Origin of the sequence: Kitasatospora sp. NPDC056800 (assembly GCF_042789775.1) — a bacterium.
GTDB lineage: Bacteria > Actinomycetota > Actinomycetes > Streptomycetales > Streptomycetaceae > Kitasatospora.
The window spans coordinates 1-20,162 of the sequence record NZ_JBHUAL010000178.1 but is presented as its reverse complement, the minus strand read 5'-3'; the positions used below and the strand labels follow the sequence as shown (position 1 = coordinate 20,162).

The 20,162-nt window shown below is 73.4% G+C and carries 18 protein-coding genes and 2 tRNA genes; 9 read left to right on the top strand and 11 right to left on the bottom strand.

Annotation, left to right across the window (positions count from 1 at the left end; genetic code table 11):
* The first annotated feature begins 593 nt into the window (after window positions 1–593).
* The 3 genes from ACFRQN_RS30815 to ACFRQN_RS30805 all read left to right on the top strand — a co-directional run bounded on the left by ACFRQN_RS30815 (window position 594) and on the right by ACFRQN_RS30805 (window position 4,971).
* Window positions 594–2,180, top strand: a complete 1,587-nt coding sequence (locus ACFRQN_RS30815; protein WP_375875056.1) for a hypothetical protein — start codon at window positions 594–596, stop codon at window positions 2,178–2,180.
* A 227-nt stretch (window positions 2,181–2,407) separates the two neighbouring features.
* Window positions 2,408–3,946, top strand: coding sequence for a N,N-dimethylformamidase beta subunit family domain-containing protein (locus tag ACFRQN_RS30810; RefSeq protein WP_049654022.1), 1,539 nt, complete (start codon window positions 2,408–2,410; stop codon window positions 3,944–3,946).
* Window positions 3,947–4,071: 125 nt separating this feature from the next.
* The gene (locus ACFRQN_RS30805) at window positions 4,072–4,971 is read left to right on the top strand and encodes a phosphoribosylaminoimidazolesuccinocarboxamide synthase (RefSeq protein ID WP_049654021.1); all 900 of its coding nucleotides are present in this window, start codon (window positions 4,072–4,074) and stop codon (window positions 4,969–4,971) included.
* A gap of 33 nt (window positions 4,972–5,004) precedes the next feature.
* Here the strand turns inward: ACFRQN_RS30805 and ACFRQN_RS30800 are convergent, their stop codons facing one another.
* The 7 genes from ACFRQN_RS30800 to ACFRQN_RS30770 form a co-directional block, all read right to left on the bottom strand.
* Entirely contained in the window at window positions 5,005–5,628 is a 624-nt protein-coding gene (locus tag ACFRQN_RS30800) for a response regulator transcription factor (RefSeq protein WP_049654019.1), read from the bottom strand.
* Between the two features lie 17 nt (window positions 5,629–5,645).
* On the bottom strand, window positions 5,646–6,875 hold the full coding sequence (locus ACFRQN_RS30795; RefSeq protein WP_079271987.1) for a sensor histidine kinase: 1,230 nt from the start codon (window positions 6,873–6,875) through the stop codon (window positions 5,646–5,648).
* A gap of 97 nt (window positions 6,876–6,972) precedes the next feature.
* Complete coding sequence (locus ACFRQN_RS30790) at window positions 6,973–7,809, bottom strand: ABC transporter permease (RefSeq protein WP_380743517.1); 837 nt, start codon at window positions 7,807–7,809, stop codon at window positions 6,973–6,975.
* A complete protein-coding gene (locus ACFRQN_RS30785; RefSeq protein WP_074001868.1) occupies window positions 7,806–8,813 on the bottom strand; it encodes an ABC transporter ATP-binding protein in 1,008 nt (335 codons plus the stop codon). The genes ACFRQN_RS30790 and ACFRQN_RS30785 overlap by 4 nt, the downstream gene beginning before the upstream one ends.
* Before the next feature lie 188 nt (window positions 8,814–9,001).
* Window positions 9,002–9,074, bottom strand: a tRNA-Gly gene (locus tag ACFRQN_RS30780).
* Between the two features lie 39 nt (window positions 9,075–9,113).
* A tRNA-Gly gene (locus ACFRQN_RS30775) sits at window positions 9,114–9,186 on the bottom strand.
* 143 nt (window positions 9,187–9,329) lie between these two features.
* On the bottom strand, window positions 9,330–9,647 hold the full coding sequence (locus ACFRQN_RS30770; RefSeq protein ID WP_030056585.1) for an Lsr2 family protein: 318 nt from the start codon (window positions 9,645–9,647) through the stop codon (window positions 9,330–9,332).
* A 465-nt stretch (window positions 9,648–10,112) separates the two neighbouring features.
* Here ACFRQN_RS30770 and purS point away from each other — a divergent pair, with 465 nt between their 5' ends.
* The 4 genes from purS to ACFRQN_RS30750 all read left to right on the top strand — a co-directional run bounded on the left by purS (window position 10,113) and on the right by ACFRQN_RS30750 (window position 14,236).
* Window positions 10,113–10,367, top strand: coding sequence for a phosphoribosylformylglycinamidine synthase subunit PurS (gene purS, locus ACFRQN_RS30765; protein WP_049654013.1), 255 nt, complete (start codon window positions 10,113–10,115; stop codon window positions 10,365–10,367).
* Window positions 10,364–11,041, top strand: a complete 678-nt coding sequence (purQ, locus tag ACFRQN_RS30760; RefSeq protein WP_380667109.1) for a phosphoribosylformylglycinamidine synthase subunit PurQ — start codon at window positions 10,364–10,366, stop codon at window positions 11,039–11,041. The genes purS and purQ overlap by 4 nt, the downstream gene beginning before the upstream one ends.
* Window positions 11,041–13,296: a phosphoribosylformylglycinamidine synthase subunit PurL gene (gene purL / locus ACFRQN_RS30755; RefSeq protein ID WP_380743515.1), complete on the top strand. Its 2,256-nt coding sequence runs from the start codon at window positions 11,041–11,043 to the stop codon at window positions 13,294–13,296. The genes purQ and purL overlap by 1 nt, the downstream gene beginning before the upstream one ends.
* Window positions 13,297–13,360: 64 nt before the next feature.
* Window positions 13,361–14,236: a sterol carrier family protein gene (locus tag ACFRQN_RS30750; RefSeq protein ID WP_380743513.1), complete on the top strand. Its 876-nt coding sequence runs from the start codon at window positions 13,361–13,363 to the stop codon at window positions 14,234–14,236.
* 32 nt (window positions 14,237–14,268) lie between these two features.
* Here ACFRQN_RS30750 and ACFRQN_RS30745 read toward each other — a convergent pair whose 3' ends face one another.
* On the bottom strand, window positions 14,269–15,066 hold the full coding sequence (locus ACFRQN_RS30745) for a DUF3152 domain-containing protein (RefSeq protein WP_380743511.1): 798 nt from the start codon (window positions 15,064–15,066) through the stop codon (window positions 14,269–14,271).
* A 218-nt stretch (window positions 15,067–15,284) separates the two neighbouring features.
* Between ACFRQN_RS30745 and ACFRQN_RS30740 the strand changes: the two genes are divergently transcribed.
* Window positions 15,285–15,704, top strand: coding sequence for a DUF3151 domain-containing protein (locus ACFRQN_RS30740; protein WP_049659647.1), 420 nt, complete (start codon window positions 15,285–15,287; stop codon window positions 15,702–15,704).
* A 159-nt stretch (window positions 15,705–15,863) separates the two neighbouring features.
* On the opposite strand, the gene fbaA is transcribed toward ACFRQN_RS30740, so the two are convergent.
* Window positions 15,864–16,886, bottom strand: a complete 1,023-nt coding sequence (fbaA, locus tag ACFRQN_RS30735; RefSeq protein ID WP_049659648.1) for a class II fructose-bisphosphate aldolase — start codon at window positions 16,884–16,886, stop codon at window positions 15,864–15,866.
* A 362-nt stretch (window positions 16,887–17,248) separates the two neighbouring features.
* Between fbaA and ACFRQN_RS30730 the strand changes: the two genes are divergently transcribed.
* Complete coding sequence (locus ACFRQN_RS30730) at window positions 17,249–17,971, top strand: DedA family protein (RefSeq protein WP_049659650.1); 723 nt, start codon at window positions 17,249–17,251, stop codon at window positions 17,969–17,971.
* A gap of 105 nt (window positions 17,972–18,076) precedes the next feature.
* Here the strand turns inward: ACFRQN_RS30730 and pyrE are convergent, their stop codons facing one another.
* Both pyrE and ACFRQN_RS30720 read right to left on the bottom strand, forming a co-directional pair.
* Window positions 18,077–18,613, bottom strand: coding sequence for an orotate phosphoribosyltransferase (gene pyrE, locus ACFRQN_RS30725; RefSeq protein WP_049659651.1), 537 nt, complete (start codon window positions 18,611–18,613; stop codon window positions 18,077–18,079).
* 65 nt (window positions 18,614–18,678) lie between these two features.
* A complete protein-coding gene (locus tag ACFRQN_RS30720) occupies window positions 18,679–19,686 on the bottom strand; it encodes a hypothetical protein (RefSeq protein ID WP_380743509.1) in 1,008 nt (335 codons plus the stop codon).
* Window positions 19,687–20,162: the final 476 nt, after the last annotated feature.

The following is a 20,162-nucleotide window of genomic DNA, read 5'->3' as shown; positions in this document are numbered from 1 at the left end:
CGTGCGAACCGTTCGCACGGGGGCCGCGGCGTGTGACGGCCCCGCTCGGGCCCGTGGCGGGGGCCGCCGGCAGGGGCGAGCGAAGCTCGAACAACCGAGCTGGCCGGTCAACCCCCATGGGCGCAGTGCCCCGGGCGTTTCGGGGCTGGAGGGGCCACCGGGGCGGACTCACCGTTCGGCCGACGGATTCCAGCCCATCGGGTGACAGCACCCGCATCCGGCTGACGCAACCGGCTGCGCGGCCTTATGGTGCGCTGGATCGCGGTGCGCGGGGCCCGTGCGCCGGGGTCGCCGCCGGGTAGCGGTGCTCCCACGGGGGGATGCTGGACGGCGTCCGGCCGGGCGGTCGTCGGGTGCTTCGCACCGGACCGGCCGCCGGCGTCCGGAATCCGGGCAGTGTCACCGGGACGAGTGGAAACCGGGGTGATCCGGAACGCCCACCCGGACCGGGGCGTCGAAAATGTCAGTAGCGCCACGCAGCATGCACTACCGGGGATCGGACGCCTCCGCTTCCCGGTCGGAACTGATCATTTCGAGTCGGCTCAGGGCCCGAAGCCGGGCGCCCGAGGGCTCCGAAGGGGGTGCCGCACCGTATGGCAGCAGTCGACATCGCGCGCGCTCACGCCCAGGCGGTCCTGCGGGTCCGAGGCCTCGCCCGGGCCGCCGCCGCCCTGCCCACCGCCGTCGCGGTGGTCCTGCTCGCGGGCCGGTTCACCGGCCGGATCGGCGCGCCCGGGGCCGCCGACGCGGCCGGCTGGGACGCCGCCCGCTGGGCGGTCTGCGCGGTCGCCGCGCTGACCCTGCTGGTGGCCGGGCTGACCGCCCGGGCCCTGCGCCGGGCCGTCCCGCCGTCCACCCCGGCCGTCCCGCTGGACCGCGCCGAGGCACCCGAGCTGTACCGGCTGATCGACGAACTGGCGGACCGGCTGGACGTGCCCGCGCCCTCCGCCGTCGCCCTCACCCCGGACTGCGACAGCTGGCTGGAGGACGTCCCGTCCGCCCGGCCGACGGCCGCGCCGCCGCAGCCGGACCCGGCCGAGCCCGCCCCCGTCCTGGTGATCGGCTCTCCCTTCCTCTGGTGGATGCGGGCCGGCGAGCTGCGGGCCCTGCTCGCCCCCGTGGTGGCCGGCACCGCCGCCTCCGCCGACCCGGAGATCGCCGCCGCCCGGCGCTTCCTGCGCCGCCTGGACGCCTGCCTGGACTCCGGCGGCGGCACGGCCCCCGGCCTCGGCGGCGGCATCCTGGCCGCCCCGCCCCGGCCGCCCCGGCGCGGTCCGGCCGCACTCGCCGACCGGGTCGTCCGCCGGGTCGTCCGCCGGCTGCTCGGCGCCTGCCGGGGCCACTCCGCCGAGCTGGAGCGCTCGGTCGCGGGCTGGGCCTCCGAGCAGGCCAGGGCGGTCGACTACGGCCTGCGGATCGCCGCCCAGGAGCAGGTCGGCCTGGCCTACGCGGGCTGGGACCGGCTGCTCACCCGGGTCGCGCTGCCCGCCTGGCGGCTCGGCCGCCACCCGGCCCACCTCAACGCCGGCGTGGTCTCCGCGCTCACCGAGCTGTCCCGGCGCGACCGGCTGGCCGACGGCTACGGCAGCCGGCTCGGCGACCGCCCCGCCTGCGACCTGCTGGAGGAGCCCGGCACCGTCGACCGGGCGGTCTCCCGGCTCGCCGCCGACCTGTTCTTCGGCCGCCCGGCGGCCGGCGGCTGGCACGAGCTGGAGTGGGCCGACTACCCGGCCGAGGTGGTGGACGCCGGCTGGCGGGCGGGCGCCGCCGCCCTGCAGACCGCCCTGGACCGGCTCGCCCCGCAGTCCCGCCCGGGCGCTCCGACCCTCACCCGGCTGCTGGGCCGGCTCGCCGAGGGCGACGGCGAGCTGCTGGCCGCCGCGCTCGCCGCCCAGCTGGCCCGCACCACCGCCCCGGCCCCGCTGCTCGAACCCGACCGCAGCGGCCGCGACCTGCTGGTCGACCACGTCACCGCGATGGTCTGCTGCGCCGCCGTGGACACCGCCGGCGGCGCCCCCGGCCTGGACTGGCTGGACGGCCCGGTGCTGCTGCTCGGCGGGGTGCGCCGCACCGACCTGGCCGGCCCGGTCGCCCAGGCCGTCGAACAGGGCCAGGACGGCCCGCTGCGCGCCTGGCTGGACGCGGCCGACGTCCGTCTCGAGAAACCCGTCCGCCTCTGACGTCCCAGGCGTTCCAGGAGGGCGCTCGGTGCCCCGGTGCGCGCCCCCAAATCGGTTGGCCGCCCGGCGTCTTCGCAGGCCGGAGGCCCTGCCCGGGAGGCGCGCGAGATTCCCTGCACCAATTGCTACCGGAGGGTGACGTTACGGCAGCACTCTGTGGTGTATTAGACCGCACGCACATCCGGGGGGCACGTGCCACCGGGCGGAAGTGCACCTGGGAGGGGCGCGTGGGGACCGAACTCAACCGCCGCTGGGAGTCGGGGACGCACGCCTACAGCGTCTCCGACCCCTTCGGTCAGGGGCCGCTGCCCTGGCTGCGCAGCCCGGACCAGTACCTGGCGGGGGCGGAGGGCGCCGTCCCCTGGTACGTCTCGGTGGACGCGCCCGGCCAGCAGCCGCTGGCCGCGGGCACCCGACCCAAACCGTCGGTCGGCAGCCCGCAGGGCGCCAACGACGTGGACCAGCAGATCAAGGGCTTCGCCTCGGCCGGGGTGATCCGCCCCGGCGGCTCGGTGGACTTCCGGGTCACCGTCAACCCGCCCCGCGAGTTCACCGTGGACGTCTTCCGGATCGGCCACTACGGCGGCGACGGCGCCCGCCACATGACCTCCAGCCCGCTGATCTCCGGCCTCGCCCAGCCCGCCCCGCTGGTGGTCGACCGGACGGTCTCCTGCCACCACTGGTGGCACTCCTGGCGGCTCCAGATCCCGGCGCACTGGAAGCCCGGCTCGTACGTCGCCGTGCTGACCACCGCGGACATGCTGCACCGCAGCCACATCCCCTTCACCGTCCGGGACTTCGACGAGCGGGCGCGCACCGCCGAGCTGCTCCTGGTGCTCCCGGACGTGACCTGGCAGGCGTACAACCTGTTCCCCGAGGACGGCCGCACCGGCGCCAGCCTCTACCACGCCTGGGACGGCCTGGGCGGTCTGGTCGGCGAGCCGGAGGCGGCCGTCACCGTCTCCTTCGACCGCCCGCACGCCACCGCCGGACTGCCGCTGCACGTCGGCCACGCGTACGACTTCATCCGCTGGGCCGAGCGCTTCGGCTACGACCTCTCCTACGCCACCGCCACCGACCTGCACGCCGGCCTGGTGGACCCGTCCCGGCACCGGGCGCTGGTCTTCCCCGGCCACGACGAGTACTGGTCCGAGCCGATGCGCCGGGCCGCCGAGCGGGCCCGGGACGGCGGCACCTCGCTGGTGTTCCTCTCCGCCAACACCATGTACTGGCGGGTCGAGCTGAGCGCCGCCGCCTCCGGCGAGCCCAACCGGCTGCTCAACTGCCGCAAGCGGCAGAAGGTCCGCCCCGGCAGCCCGGCCGCCGGGGCGCCCGGCGCGGCCAGCGCGCTGTGGCGGGACGCCGGGGAGCCCGAGCAGCAGCTGCTCGGGGTGCAGTACTCGGGGCGGGTCGCCGCGCCCGTCCCGCTGGTCGCCCGGCACACCGCGCACTGGCTCTGGGACGGCACCGGCCTCCAGGAGGGCGACGAGCTGCCCGGGCTGGTCGCCGGCGAGGCCGACCGCTACTACCCCAAGGTGGCGCTGCCCGAGCACATCGAGCGGGTGCTGCTGGCGCACTCGCCGTACCAGGACCTGGGCGGCCGCACCCGCTACCAGGAGACCTCGCTGTACCGGGCGCCCAGCGGCGCGTACGTCTTCGCGGCGGGCACCTTCGCCTGGTCGCCCGCACTGGGCCGCCCGGGCCTGACCGACGAGCGGATCCAGCGGGCCACCGCCAACCTGCTGGACCGACTGTGCAAGAACTAGGCGCTCCGTCCCCCGAGGCCGGGGACGGGTCGGGGCGGGCGAACCCGGTCGTGAAAGACTGCGGGGGCAGTGACCTCCCCTTTCGCGGTGCCCCACCCGCGAACGACCCCTGAGGACTGAACACCTTGAGCGGATTTGTCACCAAGCCCGAGCCGGTCCAGGTACCCGGCCTGGTCCACCTGCACACCGGCAAGGTGCGCGACCTCTACCGCACCGGATCGGGCGAGCTGGTCATGGTGGCCAGCGACCGGACGTCCGCCCACGACTGGGTGCTGCCGAACGAGATCCCGGACAAGGGCCGCATCCTCACCCAGCTGTCGCTGTGGTGGTTCGAGCGGATCGCGGACATCGTCCCCAACCACGTGATCTCCACCGAGGTCCCGGCCGGCGCCCCGGCCGACTGGAAGGGCCGCACGCTGGTCTGCCGCAGCCTGGAGATGGTCCCGGTCGAGGCGGTCGCCCGCGGCTACCTGGCCGGCTCCGGCCTGGCCGAGTACCAGGAGAGCCGCACGGTCTGCGGCATCGCGCTGCCCGAGGGCCTGGAGAACAGCTCCGAGCTGCCCGCCCCGATCTACACCCCGGCGCTCAAGGCCGAGGTCGGCGAGCACGACGAGAACGTCTCCTACGAGGAGACCGCCCGCCGGATCGGCGCCGAGCTCGCCGCCCAGCTGCGCCGCACCACCCTGGACGTCTACGCCCGGGCCCGGGACATCGCCCGCGAGCGCGGCATCATCCTGGCCGACACCAAGTTCGAGTTCGGCCTGCTGGACGGCGAGCTGCTGATCGGCGACGAGGTGCTCACCCCGGACTCCTCCCGCTACTGGCCCGCCGACCAGTGGCAGCCGGGCCGCTCGCAGCCGTCCTTCGACAAGCAGCTGATCCGCGACTGGCTGGTCTCCCCGGCCTCCGGCTGGGACCGCCACGGCGAGCAGCCGCCGCCGGCGCTGCCGACCGAGATCGTCGAGCAGACCCGGGCCCGGTACATCGAGGTGTACGAGCGGCTGACCGGCACCACCTGGGCCTGAGCCCGGAACGATCGCCCGCGGGCGCCGGATCCCTCAGATCCAGCCGTGCTCGCGGGCGATCCGCACCGCCGCGTGCCGGTTCTCCGCGCCCAGCTTGGTGGCCGCCGAGGACAGGTAGTTGCGCACGGTGCCCTGGGAGAGCGAGGCGCGCTCGGCGATCTCGGCGATCGGGGTGCCGTCCGCGGCCAGCTCCAGGACGTCCGTCTCGCGCGGGGTCAGCGGGGTCTCGCCGGCGCTGATCGCGTCCGCCGCCAGCTCCGGGTCCACGTACCGGCCGCCGGAGCGCACGGTCCGGATGATGCCCGCCAGGTCGGCCGCCGAGACGGTCTTCGGCAGGAAGCCGCGCACCCCGACCTCCAGGGCCCGCTTCAGGTAGCCGGGGCGGCCGTGGCCGGTGACGATCATGCAGCGGCAGTCCGGCAGCAGCAGCCGCAGCGCGGCGGCCACCTCGATGCCGTCCTTGCCGGGCATCTGGAGGTCCAGCACCGCGACGTCCGGGCGGTGCGCCTGGGCCATCGCCAGCGCCTCCGTCCCGGAGCCGGCCTGGGCGACCACCTCGATGTCGTCCTCCAGCGAGAGCAGCGCGGCCAGCGCGCCCCGGATCAGGTGCTCGTCGTCGGCGAGCAGGACGCGGACGGGCGCGGCGTTCTCGGTCATCGGGCGGTCTTTCTTCCTCAGCTCGGCAGCGGGACGGTGGCGAGCATCCGGAAGACGCCCTGCCCGGCGGTCGGCACGGCCAGCTCGCCGCCGTGGGCGGCGAGCCGTTCGCGCAGTCCGCGCAGCCCGGTGCCGCTGCCCTGGGAGGGGAACGGGACGTCGGGCACCCCGTCATTCTCCAGCTCCAGCACGGCCCGTCCGTCCTCGGTCCGCAGCCGGATCAGGCAGCGGTCGGCCTCGCTGTGCCGCAGCACGTTGGTGGTGGCCTCGCGGATGACCCAGCCGAACACCGACTGGACCGGGGCCGGCAGCTCGTCCGCCTGCTCGCCGAGGTCGATCTCGCAGACGACGTCGGCCGAGCGCAGCACCGCGCGGGCGCCGATCGCCTCGGCGTGCAGGTCGGCGGTGCGGTAGCCGCGGATGACGTCCCGGACCTCGCGCTGCGACTCCTGGGCGATCTTCTGCACCTCGGCCATCTGGTCGGCGGCCTCGGTGCGGCCCCGGCGGGCGAGCTGCACGGCGAGCTCGCTCTTCAGCGCGATGGTGGTGAGGTTGCGGCCCATCACGTCGTGCAGGTCGCGGGAGAAGCGCAGCCGCTCCTCGGCGACGGCCAGCCGGGACTGCGCCTCGCGGGCGGTGTCCAGTTCCCAGACGATCGAGGTCAGCCAGGCGAAGCTGCGGCAGCTGAAGCCGATGAAGGCCATGCCGATGGTCAGTCCGGTCAGGTACCCGGCGACGCCGGCGGGGTCGCCCCCGGACAGCACCCCGGCCGGGAAGACGGCCGCCAGCATGCCCACCCCGGTGACGGCGGCCCAGCGCGGGGTCAGCGCCACGCACACCGGCCCGAAGGAGGCGATCAGCAGGACGCTGGCGACGAACGGGGTGAAGGGCGCGCCGCCCGGGCTCCGCGTCCCGCCGTCGGCGGGCCCGAACAGCAGGACCGTCCAGGAGCCGGCCACCGCGAGGCCGGCCGAGAGGGCGGTCCAGAGCCGGTGGTCGGCGGGGCGGCCCAGGTAGTGGTCGAGCGCGGTGCGGTAGGCCCGCAGCAGCACCAGGGTGACGGCGAGTCCGATCAGCAGGGAGATCCGGATCACCGGGATGTTCTCGGCCTGGTCGGCGACGCTCCCGACGGTGAGCAGGATGCCGGGCAGGATGAACAGCGCCATCAGGTAGAGCGACCAGCGCAGGTACAGCTCGGTGCGCTGGGGATTGCTCAGGCTCGTCCAGCTGCGAAGCGGCGACCGCATTCTCATTTCTTCCGCCCCCAGTTCGACCACGATCATGCTTGCTGCCTTCATATCAGAGGTCGGACCGGGGGCGTTCCTTCGGATTACTGCCGGATGCTCAGCGGCGCGGCTCCCAGCGGAAGTAGCGCACCGCGCCCCAGACCGCGAGGGCGAGCCAGATGCCCCCGGTGACCAGGTGCGAGCCGGCGGCGCCCCAGGAGCCGGCGAAACCGGTCGCGGCGGCCGAGCCGTCGGTGCCGAACCAGCCGACGCGGATCAGCTGGAAGGCCGGGGTGGTCGGCAGCAGGCGGCAGATGTTCGCCAGCTGCTCGGGCATGACGTCCAGCGGGACGAACAGGCCGGAGCCGAACTGCATGACCAGCATGACCGGCAGGGTGGTGATGCCGGCGCTCTCCACGGTCCTGGTGAAGGCGCTGGACAGCGCGGCCAGGGCGATCATGGTGGCCAGCGCCAGCAGCAGGCCGACCAGCATCAGCAGCGGGTTGACCGGCACGGTCAGGTGCAGGGCGACGCTGCCGCCGATCCCGATCAGGGCGGCCATCAGCAGGCCGAGGGTGAGCGAGGGGACGGCGGTGCCGAGCAGGATCTCGATGTCCCGGGCCTCGCCGGTGCGCAGCCGCTTGAGGACCAGCTCGCCGCGCCGTCCGACGTACGCGGCGGTCAGGTTGTAGTACACGACGAAGGCCAGGACCATCCCGACCGAGCCGTAGACCAGCAGCGAGTCGACGTCCAGGCCGGGGTTGGACTCGGCCTGCTGCGCCAGCGTGCTCCGGAGGACGACGACCAGGAACAGCGGCAGCACCAGGGCGGTGAACAGGGCCGTGCGGTTGCGCAGCAGCAGGGTGGCCTCGGCCCGGCCGAGGGCGAGCAGCCGGCGGACGGCGGTGCTCTGCGGACCGGCGGTGGTGGCGGCGGTGGCGGTGGCGGTGGTCATCGGGCGGATCCGATCAGGCGGCGGCGGGCGGGGCGGGTGGCGGCGGGCGCCTGCGGGGGGTGCTGGTGGGCGGCCTCGGAGGCGATCGCGAGGAAGGCCTCCTCCAGCGAGGCGCTGCGGGCGTCCAGCGCGCCGAGCGCGATGCCGTGGTGCCGGGCCCAGCCGAGCAGGTCGGTGAGGGTGTCCTGGAGCCCGACGGTCTGCACGGTGACCTTGCGGCCGTCGACGGACAGCTCGGCGCCGGGCAGGAGGGGCAGCGCGGTCCCGGTGAACTCGGGCAGTTCGAAGGAGATCCGGGAGGGCCTGCCGGCGATCACCTCGGCGACGGTGCCGGAGGTGACGACCTGGCCGCCGTGCATGATGGCCAGCCGGTCGGCCAGCTCCTCGGCCTCCTCCAGGTAGTGCGTGGTGAGCAGCACCGTGGTGCCCTGGGCGCGCAGCTCGCGGACCAGCCGCCAGACGGCGGCGCGGGCCTCCGGGTCGAGGCCGGTGCTGGGCTCGTCCAGGAAGAGCACCTCGGGGCGGCCGAGCAGGGCCATCGCGAGGTCCAGCCGGCGCTTCTCGCCGCCGGACAGCTGCTTGACCCGGACGTTCGCCCGGTGGCCGAGGCCGACCAGCTCCAGCGCCTCCGCGACCGGGCGGGCGCCGCTGGTCATCCCGGCCCAGGTGCGGCCGGTCTCGGCGGCGGTGAGCTCGCCGGAGAAGCCGCCCTCCTGGAGCATGATGCCGATCCGCGGGCGGACGGCGCCGCGCTCCGTGAAGGGGTCCCGGCCGAGCACCCGGACGGTGCCGCCGGTGGGCGCGGCCAGGCCCTCGATGACCTCCATGGTGGAGGTCTTGCCGGCCCCGTTGGTGCCGAGCAGGGCGAACAGCTCGCCGCGGCGGACGGTCAGGTCGACGCCGCGCACGGCGTGGTACCCGGTGCTGCCGCCGCCGTAGTGGCGGTGCAGGTCGGTGACCTCGATCACGTCGTCGCTGGGGCGGGAGGGCCGGCTCGTTTCCATGCCCCAAGCCTCCCGTCGGCCGGGCGGTACGGGCAGTGCGAGCCGTCATGACATCGCGGTGGGGACGCACGGGTCGGCGATGACAAATGTCATGGCCGATATCGCCGGCCGCCGGGTGCGGGGGTGCCGGGACGCCCCGGGAGGGAATGCCGAAGGGCCCCCTCGATTGAGGGGGCCCTTCGTATCTGAGCGGACGACGAGATTCGAACTCGCGACCCTCACCTTGGCAAGGTGATGCTCTACCAACTGAGCCACGTCCGCAGGTCAAACTATTGAGTTGTGCTGTGCTCGCGCACTGCGAGCGGACGACGAGATTCGAACTCGCGACCCTCACCTTGGCAAGGTGATGCTCTACCAACTGAGCCACGTCCGCATGGTGCCTGGTGGGGCACCCGCCGCCTCTTCGGATCTCTCCGTTGCGGCGACGAGGAATACTCTACAGCATCGTTCGGGGTGGTCGCCCCACCCTTTCGGACCGGGCGGGCGGGGCGACCGGGGAGCGGGCTCCCCGCGGGGTCAGTTCGCCTCGGCGAACGCCTCGTACACGTGCTTGGGGATGCGGCCGCGGGCCGGCAGTTCCATCCCGCGGGACAGGGCCCAGGCGCGGACGGCGGCCGGGTCCGGGGTGAGGGCGGTGCGCCGGAAGGACTTTCCGGTGCGGCTCTGCCGGCGGCCGGCGGCGACGAACGGAGCGAGGGCCTCCCGCAGCTTTTCCGCGTTGTCCACGGACAGGTCGATCTCGTACGACTTTCCGTCGACGCCGAAGTGGACGGTTTCGGCGGCGGCGCCGCCGTCCAGGTCGTCGGAGAGCGTGACAACTACACGCTGAGCCATGGGTGTCAATCCTCTCGGGCAATTCGGCCGCCGGTCCGAGGGGGTACCGGGGCCTGATGTGCACCAACTCGCGCAAGCGCGTACGGGCGGGCCGGGCGGCTCGCCTGATACGCAGCACTTGCCGCGACAGGTGGCCCTATTCTGCACCCGAAGGGGGCCGAAATCGAAGAGTCCGGCATTCTTTTCCGGATATTCACGTCTCTTCGGCGGGTTCCTTGATACCGATGTGCGGGTCGGGCGGTTCTGTCCCCAAGTGCCGTATTCGGGTGTTCTCCGGAGGGCGTCGTTCCGAGTGCCGAATCCGGGGAAACCGGCCGGCCCGGGCAGGTGATCGGGGCGCTGGATCCCTTGCTGCGTAAGGGTCTGGGGTCTACGCGCGTCGCTATGCCCGGCCAGCAATCCTGCCCGAAACCACCGGTAGTCTGGAGTTCCCCCGCCTCACCGAAGACACCACCGGGAGTGCCAGTGGCACGCGTCGTAGTCGACGTCATGCTCAAGCCGGAGATCCTCGACCCCCAGGGACAGGCGGTGCAGCGTGCACTGCCCCGTCTCGGATTCACCGGGATCGCCGACGTCCGCCAGGGCAAGCGTTTCGAGCTGGATGTGGAGGGCCCGGTCGACGACGCGGCGCTCGCCCGTATCCGCGAAGCCGCCGAGACCTTTCTCGCCAACACCGTGATCGAGGACTTCACCGTCCGGGTCGAGGAGGAGGGCAAGTGACCACCCGCGTCGGCGTCGTCACTTTCCCCGGCTCCCTCGACGACCGCGACGCCCGGCGGGCGGTCCGTCTCGCCGGCGCCGAGCCGGTCGCCCTCTGGCACCGTGACAAGGATCTCCACCAGGTCGACGCCGTCGTCCTGCCGGGCGGATTCAGCTACGGCGACTATCTGCGCTGCGGTGCCATCTCCCGGTTCTCGCCGGTGATGGAGACCGTCATCGAGCAGGCGAAGCTCGGAATGCCGGTGCTCGGTATCTGCAACGGCTTCCAGGTGCTCTGCGAATCGCACCTGCTGCCCGGTGCGCTCACCCGGAACGACTCGCTGCACTTCATCTGCCGCGACCAGAAGCTGCGCATCGAGAACGCCGGCACCGCCTGGACCGGGGATTACTCCGCCGGCCAGGAAATCGTCGTCCCGCTGAAGAACGGCGAGGGCCGCTTCGTCGCCGAGGAGCGGGTGCTCGACGAGCTGGAGGCGGAGGGCCGGGTCGTCGCCCGTTACCTGGACGTCAACCCGAACGGTTCGTACCGCGACATCGCCGGCATCACCAACGCCGCCGGCAATGTCGTCGGCCTGATGCCGCACCCGGAGCACGCCGTGGAGCCGCTCACCGGTCCGACCACCGAGGGCCTGGGCTTCTTCACTTCCGTCCTGAAGCAGCTGGTGAACGCCTGATGAGCCTCGACACCGTCAAGAACGCCGAGCAGACCCCGGACGCCGCCCAGCCCTGGGCCGACCTCGGCCTCAAGGAGGACGAGTACGCGCGCATCCGCGAGATCCTCGGCCGCCGTCCCACCGGCGCCGAGCTCGCCATGTACTCGGTCATGTGGTCGGAGCACTGTTCGTACAAGAGCAGCAAGGTCCACCTGAAGCAGTTCGGCGAGAAGAAGCCGGATTCGGACGCGATGCTCGTCGGCATCGGCGAGAACGCCGGTGTCGTCGACGTCGGCCAGGGCTACGCGGTCACCTTCAAGGTCGAGTCGCACAACCACCCGTCGTACATCGAGCCCTACCAGGGCGCGGCCACCGGCATCGGCGGCATCGTGCGCGACATCCTGGCGATGGGCGCCCGCCCGGTCGCCGTGATGGACCCGCTGCGCTTCGGTGCGGCCGACCACCCGGACACCCGGCGCGTGCTGCCCGGGATCGTCGCGGGCATCGGCGGCTACGGCAACTGCCTGGGCCTGCCGAACATCGGCGGCGAGGTCGTCTTCGACTCCTGCTACCAGGGCAACCCGCTGGTCAACGCGCTGTGCGTGGGCGTCATGAAGCACGAGGACATCCACCTCGCGCAGGCCTCCGGCGCCGGCAACAAGGTCGTGCTGTACGGCGCCCGCACCGGTGGCGACGGCATCGGCGGCGTCTCGGTGCTCGCCTCCGAGACCTTCGACGACACCAAGCCGGCCAAGCGCCCGGCGGTCCAGGTCGGCGACCCGTTCCAGGAGAAGCTCCTGATCGAGTGCACCCTGGAGATCTTCCGGGAGAAGCTCGTCAAGGGCATCCAGGACCTCGGCGGCGCCGGCCTGTCCTGCGCCACCAGCGAGCTGGCCTCGGCCGGCTCCGGCGGCATGCGGATCGAGCTCGACACCGTGCACCTGCGCGACCACACGCTCTCGCCGGAGGAGATCCTCATGAGCGAGTCGCAGGAGCGCATGTGCGCGATCGTGGAGCCCGACAAGATCGACCGCTTCCTGGAGATCTGCGAGAAGTGGGACGTCATCGCCAACGTCATCGGTGAGGTGACCGACGGCGAGCGCCTGGAGATCTACTGGCACGGCGAGCTCGTGGTGGACGTCCCGCCGCGCACCGTCGCCCACGAGGGCCCGACCTACCAGCGCCCGTACGCCCGCCCCAGCTGGCAGGACGCGCTTCAGGCCGACGCCCCGACCGCCGAGCGGCTGGCCCGCCCGACCACCGGCGAGGGCCTCAAGGCCGACCTGCTGAAGGTCGCGAGCCACCCGAACCAGGCCTCCAAGTCCTGGATCACCGACCAGTACGACCGCTACGTGCTCGGCAACACCGTGCTCTCGGTCGGCGAGGACTCGGGCATGATCCGGATCGACGAGGAGACCAACCTCGGCGTCTCGGTCGCCACCGACGGCAACGGCCGCTTCGCCAAGCTGGACCCGTACACCGGCGCCCAGCTGGCCCTGGCCGAGGCGTACCGCAACGTCGCGGCCGGCGGTGCCAAGCCGCTCGCCGTCTCCGACTGCCTCAACTTCGGCTCCCCCGAGGACCCGGACGTGATGTGGCAGTTCGCCGAGGCCACCCGCGGCCTGGCCGACGCCTGCCTGGTGCTCGGCACCCCGGTCACCGGCGGCAACGTCTCGCTGTACAACCAGACCGGCGAGGTCGCCATCCACCCGACCCCGGTGGTCGCGGTGCTCGGCGTCATCGACGACGTCACCCGGCGCACCCCGCTGGCCTTCGCCGAGGAGGGGCAGCTGCTCTACCTGCTCGGCGACACGGCGGACGAGCTCGGCGGCTCGGCCTGGTCGCAGGCCGTCCACGACCACCTCGGCGGCCTGCCGCCCGCGGTGGACCTGGAGCGCGAGCGGCTGCTCGGCGACATCCTGATCGCCGCCTCGCGCGACGGCATGATCGACGCCGCGCACGACCTGTCCGACGGCGGCCTCGGCCAGGCGCTCGTGGAGAGCTGCCTCAAGGGCGGCCACGGTGCGCGGATCGTCCTGCCCGAGGGCCAGGACCCGTTCGTCCTGCTGTTCTCGGAGTCGGCCGGCCGCGCCGTCGTGGCGGTGCCGCGCAGCGAGGAGCTCCGCTTCAACGACATGTGCACCGCGCGCGGCCTGCCGGCCGCCCGGATCGGTGTCGTGGACGGCGACAGCCTGGACGTCCAGGGCCAGTTCAGCGTCTCGCTGGCGGAGCTGAAGGACGCCCACACCGGCGTCATCGAGGCCCTGCTGGCCTGATCGGCCTGTTCGAGGGGCGGGCGGTTCTCCGGAACCGTCCGCCCCTCGGCGTATGTTGAGCCCCATGCCTGCCAAGCCCCGTACGTACCAGCCGCAGAAGGTCCGCGCCGCGCTGGCCGCCCAGACCAGGGCGCTGCGTGCCGCCGTGGACGCGCTCAGCACGGAGCAGCTGGACCTGCCGACCCGGCTGGGGCGGTGGCGGGTCCGCGAACTGCTCGCCCACCTGGCCGTCCAACTCGACTACGTCCCGGCGCACCTGGACGACCAGCCGCAGGGGCGGGCACCGCTGGACCTGTCGGGCTGGGCGGCCGGGGTCGCCACCGTCGCGCCGCTGCTGGACGAGCAGGCCCGGGAGCGGGGCGCGGCGGAGTTCGCCGGGGACGCGGCCTCGGTGGCGGCCGCCTTCGGCCGGGCCGCGGACGCGCTGCTCGCCCTGCTGGAGCGGCCCGAAGCCGCCGACCCGGCGCGGCGGTTCGAGATCCGGCTGGGTTCGATGACGCTCTCCGACATGCTGGTGACCAGGCTGGTGGAGACGGTCGTGCACGCCGACGACCTGGCCGCCGCGCTCGGGCCCGACGCCTTCCCCGGCTCCCCGGTCTCCTCGGCCTTCCCGGTCTCCGCGGCCTCCCGGGCCCTCCCGGCGTTCCCGCACGACCGGCAGGCCGTCGCGGCCGTCACCCGGCTGCTGGCCGACGCCTTCGCCGACCGCGCCCCGGGCGGCGCGGTCGAGCTGCGGATCCCGCCGTACGCGGTGGTGCAGGCCGTCGAGGGCCCCCGGCACACCCGGGGCACCCCGCCCAACGTGGTGGAGACCGACCCGTTGACCTGGATCCGGCTGGCCACCGGCCGGACGGACTGGGCGGCGGCGGTGGACGCGGCCGAGGTGTCCGCCTCGGGGGAGCGCAGCGACCTGCGGGAGTACCTGCCGGTGCTCGGCTGACCGGCTCCCCGGTGCGGCTCCGGTCCCGCGGGCTACGGGACGGACGGCCCGCTGAGGTAGGTGCCCTCCGCCGAGTACGGCCAGGCGTTGGGCGCGCAGCCCTTGAGACCGTAGATCTGCTGCATCATCGCGGGCGCGGGCTTGCCCTCGCCCGGGCAGCCCTCGTGCCCGTGGCCGATCCGGTGGCCCACCTCGTGGTTGACGATCAGTGCCCGGTACTCCTCCAGCGGGCCGCTGAACTGCGGTGAACCGGTGTTCCAGCGCTTGGAGTTGACGAGCACCTGGTTGCCGACGTTGCAGTTGACCTCGCCGTGGGTGTCCAGTCCGGAGGCGCCGCAGATCCGGTCCACGGTGGCCGGTGAGGCGATCTTCACGGTGAAGTCGTACGGGCCGTCGGCGACCAGCTGGAAGCCGTTCTTGCGGTCGTTGGTCCAGCCGCGCTTGTCGCCGAGGATGCCGTGGACCTGCGCGGCGGCGGCCGGGGCGTCGATGCCGATGCCGTCCTCGACCTCGACCCGGTAGCGGCGCACGGTGCCGCGCCCGACCGGCTTGGCGGTGGCGGGGGCGACGGTGAAGGTGCCCGCGCCCTTGGCGGGGCCGGGGTCCGGCGCGGCGGGGGCGGGCGGCGGGGTCGGTGTCGGGGCCGGCAGGGGCGGCGGGGTGTCGGTCGGTGCGGGAGCCGGCGCCGGTGCCGCCGTGGCGGCCTGCTCGGCCGGCGGGGCGACCCTCGCCTGGGTGGTCGGGGTGGTGGCCGGGGTCGCCGAGGGGCGGTTCAGCATGACCGCCGTGGCGCCCAGCACCAGCACGGAGAGCACCAGTGCCGTGAGCATGCCAGGACCGGGTCTGCGCCGCTGCCGGCGGCGTCGGCGACCGCCCTTCCGGGGCGGTGCGGTGCGCCTGCCGACGGATCGGGCTGCAGACATGATCTTCACACTGGCATGGCGAACGGGTGAATGTCCACCTTCCCGTGGGCGGCGCCGGTGCCCGTGGCGGCCGCCCGTCCGGGACGGCGGTTGACCCCTGCGTCTCGGGTGGCAGACTTCAGGGCATGGCGATTCACAGGAATCTTCTCGACGGTCCCGAACCGACCCTGCTCCCGGAGGAGGAGCGGCCCTACCGGATGCTGGCGGAGGAATCGGCCTCCCCGACCCAGGTGGCGGCCGAGTTCCCGGTCTTCTGCCTCGCCTGGGCGATGCTGGCCGACGACGCCTACGCGGCGGGCCGGTACGTCGAGTCGTACGCCTACGCCCGTACCGGCTACCACCGTGGTCTGGACGCGCTGCGGCGCAACGGCTGGAAGGGCCACGGCCCGGTGCCGTGGGAGCACCGCGGCAACCGCGGCTTCCTGCGCTGCCTGGCGGCGCTCGCCCGGGCGGCCGGCGCGATCAAGGAGACCGAGGAGGAGGCCCGCTGCTGGCAGTTCCTGAAGGACAGCAGCGCGGAGGCGTACGCGGAGCTCAAGCAGTAGAGCGGTCGAGCGGCAGAGCCGTAGAGATCGGTAGAGCCGTAGAGAGCGGCAGAGCTGTAGAGCGGTAGACACCCCCGACGTACGGGTGCCCCCGGCGGAGTCCGCCGGGGGCACCCGTTTCTCACGCTCGGGGCGCGGGTCCTACGCGGGGCGCGGGCCTCACTTCAGGCGCTTGCCCGCCGAACGCAGCTGCTCGGCGGCCTCGCGCACGCGGGCGGCCATGCCGGCCTCGGCCAGCTTGCCCCAGGTGCGCGGGTCGTAGGTGTTCTTCTTGCCGACCTCGCCGTCGACCTTCAGCACGCCGTCGTAGTTGGCGAACATGTGGCCGGCCACCGGGCGGGTGAAGGCGTACTGGGTGTCGGTGTCCAGGTTCATCTTCACGACGCCGTTCTCCAGCGCGGTGGCGATCTCCTCGGCGGTCGAGCCCGAGCCGCCGTGGAAGACGAAGTCGAACGGGTCGGTCTTGCCGTACTGCTTGCCGATCGCGTCCTGCAGCTCGCGCAGCAGCTCCGGCTTCAGCACGACGTTGCCCGGCTTGTACACGCCGTGCACGTTGCCGAAGGAGGCGGCCAGCAGGTAGCGGCCCTGCTCGCCCAGGCCCAGCGCCTCGGCGGTGCGCACGGCGTCGTTGACGGTGGTGTACAGCTCGTCGTTGATCTCGTGGGTGACGCCGTCCTCCTCGCCGCCGGTCGGGGTGATCTCGACCTCGAGGATGATCTTGGCGGCGGCGGCCTGGGCCAGCAGCTCCTGGGCGATGGCCAGGTTGTCGGCGAGGGTCTCGGCCGAGCCGTCCCACATGTGCGACTGGAACAGCGGGTTCTCGCCCTTGGCCACGCGCTCGGCGGAGACCGCCAGCAGCGGGCGGACGTAGCCGTCCAGCTTGTCCTTCGGGCAGTGGTCGGTGTGCAGCGCGACGGTGACGTCGTACTTGGCGGCGACGATGTGGGCGAACTCGGCGAGCGCGACCGCGCCGGTCACCATGTCCTTGCTGTGCTGGCCGCCCAGGAACTCCGCGCCACCGGTCGAGATCTGGATGATGCCGTCGCTCTCGGCCTCGGCGAAACCACGCAGCGCGGCGTGCAGGGTCTGCGACGACGTGACGTTGATGGCCGGGTAGGCGAACTTGCCCGCCTTGGCCCGGTCGAGCATCTCGTTGTAGACCTCGGGAGTTGCGATGGGCATGCGATCCGCTCCTGTCGGGTTGCGGCGTACGGACGGTGCTGTCCGACGCTGTGTACGCCTTCGTGACGACTCCGTGCCGGCCCGCCGACGCGCGGCGTTGCGGTGGTGGCTCTCCGGCACGTTCGCGGCGACCTGCGCGGTACGGCCATGAGGGTGGTGTGCCACCGCGGACCGGACGCCTGTGCCATCTTCCCAGACTCGTGCCCGCGGGTCAGCAGGAGCCCGCCATGCGGAACGTCGCACGGTACGGGCGCACGGCGGCACCCGGGCGGCCCCGGCGGGGGCCGGAACCGGTCCCGGCCGGGCGCCGTCGGCACGGTACGCCCGCGTCGCCGGCAAGGTGCGCCCGCTATCCTGCGCCCGTGGACTACAACCAGCTGGCCGTCAACCTGCTCGACGCCAAATCCCTGATCTCGTCCCTCGGCGCCATCGGGCTGATCGCGATCATCTTCGCGGAGACCGGCCTGCTGGTCGGCTTCTTCTTCCCGGGTGACTCGCTGCTGATCCTCGCGGGCGTCGCCGCCTCGAACGCAGCCTCCTCGGTGCTCGGTGACGGCGCCAAGCTGCCGATCGCCGTCCTGCTGATCGGCTGCCCGATCGCGGCGATCGCCGGCGCCCAGCTCGGGCACCTGATCGGCGCCAAGGTCGGGCCGAAGATGTTCGACAAGCCCGATTCGAAGATCTTCCGCCGCGACTACGTGGTGAAGGCGGAGGAGTACTTCAACAAGTTCGGCTCCGGCAAGGCCGTCGTGCTGGCCCGCTTCATGCCGATCATCCGCACCTTCCTGAACCCGGTCGCCGGCACCTTGGAGATGCCCGCCCGGACCTTCTTCGTCTGGAACGTGATCGGCGGCGTGCTGTGGACCGAGTCCATGCTGCTGATCGGCTACTTCTTCGGTGACGCGCTCGCCCCGGTGATCGACAAGTACCTGATCCCGGCGGTGCTGCTGATCGTCCTGCTGTCCATCTCGCCGATCCTGATCGAGGTCATGCGCGAGCGGAAGAAGAAGCGGGCCGGCGTCGGCGCCGAGGTCGACGAGGAGAGCCAGGTCCAGGCCGGCGGCGGCCGGCACCGGCGGGGCTGAGCGCCCGCCGCTCCGGACACGGCGAGGGCCGGTGCTGTTTCACGTGAAACAGCACCGGCCCTCGGTCGTTCGTCGTCCCGGCCTTGTCGTCCCGGCGGGTCGGGGTCAGAGACCCAGGTCGTCCAGGGTGTACGCGGTCACGTACTCCAGGCCCTGGGCCTCGACGGCGGCCGCGCCGCCGCGCTCCACGATCACCGCGACGCCGACCACCTCGGCGCCCGCCTCGCGCAGCGCCTCCACGGCGGTCAGCACCGAGCCGCCCGTGGTGGAGGTGTCCTCGACGGCCAGCACCCGGCGGCCCTTGACCTCCGGGCCCTCGATCCGGCGCTGCAGGCCGTGCGCCTTGCCGGTCTTGCGGACCACGAAGGCGTCCAGCTGCTGCCCGCGCGCGGCGGCGGCGTGCAGCATCGAGGCGGCCACCGGGTCGGCGCCCAGGGTCAGACCGCCGACGGCGTCGTACTCCAGGTGCGAGGTCGCGTCCAGCATCACCCGGCCGACCAGCGGGGCGGCCACGCCGTCCAGCGTGATCCGGCGCAGGTCGACGTAGTAGTCGGCCTCCTTGCCGGAGGAGAGGGTGACCTTGCCGTGCACGACGGCCTTGTCCTTGATCTGTGCCAGCAGGGCGTCGCGGTCGTTGCTCATGAGCGTTCAGTCTAGGCCCTGGCAGTCCCCGCGGCTCTCCGGGCTCGCGCCCGGCCGGCGCCCGGTCAGCGGCGGCGCAGCGCCCTGACCAGCACCACGGCACCGCCCAGCAGGGCCACCGAGCCGCCGATCACCCACGGCACCGCGTTGCGGCCGCCGGCGCCCGGCACCACGATCCCGCCGGCCTCCCCGCCCCAGCGGGAGGCCGCCCGGGCCCGCGCGCTGCGGGCGGGCAGCGCCGGGGCGTACGGGCCGCGCGGCGGGGCGTGGTCCACCTCCTCGGCGGACCGGCCGACGATGCTGCGGCGCACCGGGCCGGAGAGCACCGGCTCGTCCTCGTACGCGAAGAGCGGCTCGGCGGGCAGCTCCTCGGCGACGCCGTCCTGCTCGGCGGAGCCGTCCGCGGCCTCGCCCTCGCCATCGACGTCGTCCTCGTCGTCGTCGGCGGAGCCGGTGGGCAGACCGAAGCGCTCGGCGTCGGCATCGGAGAAGGCGATCAGGTCGGAGAGGTCGTCGTCCAGGTCGTCGCCGGGCTGGTCCTGGCGCTCCTCGATGAAGACCACACCCGCGCCGGTCGAGGTCTCCGCGGCCTGGTCCTCCTGCTCGTCCAGGTCCTGCGGCTGCTCGCCCTCCGGGGCGACCAGCGCGGCGGCGAACCTGTCCAGCAGACGGCGGCCGGTGGCGTCGAGGGTCTCCTCGTCGAACTCGGTCAGCCGGCCGGTGGCGCTCAGGTCGCCGGTGAAGCGGATCGCCGCGGTGCCCTCCTCGGCGCCGTCCACGACGCTGACCCGGACGGTGGCGGTCGCCTCACCGCTGCCCCGGGCCTCCTCGCCCTCGGCGAGCACGGTCAGCACGCCCTCCCGGCCCTCGATCAGCGACAGCACGCCCTTGTACGTGATCGTGGAGCCGCCGATCCGCAGCTTCAGCCGGCCGCCGATCTCCTCGGCCGCACCGGACCCGACCGCGGCCGGCTCGGTGCTCAGCCCCGGCACGCTCCGCGCCAGCAGCGCCGGATCCTGCAAGGCCTGCCGCACCAGCTCGGCGGACATCGGGACGACAACCTCATGCTCCATGCCACGGAGCCTACCGACTGGTCCCCGCCCGGTCCCTACCCACCACCACCAGATTTTCCCCGCCCCACCCGTTCCCTTGGCCGTCGCACCATCTCGCCACCCCGAGCCCGGGGCCGCCCCGCCCACCGGCCCGGCACCCTCCGGCGCTGCCCCACCCACCCGGCCCCGCAGGCCCGGGGCCGCCCACGGTCCTGCCCATCGGGCCCGCGCCCATCCAGCAGCGGCCAGGCCTGGGGCCGCCCTCCCCACCGGCCCCGCACCGCGACGAGACCCGCTCCGTCGCCCGTCGTCCGGCGGCCGTCCGCCCCCGCAAGGTGGGCCGGGGCCATGGGCCTTCTCCTGCCTGGGCCCGCTCCCCGGCTGCCGAGCGGCCCCGCCCGTGGGAGTATCAGAATTTCGGTGGACACCCTGCTCAAGGGAGTCGCTGATGAGCTCGCGGACGGATCACTGGATTGGGTCGGCTTCGGATGGGAGGG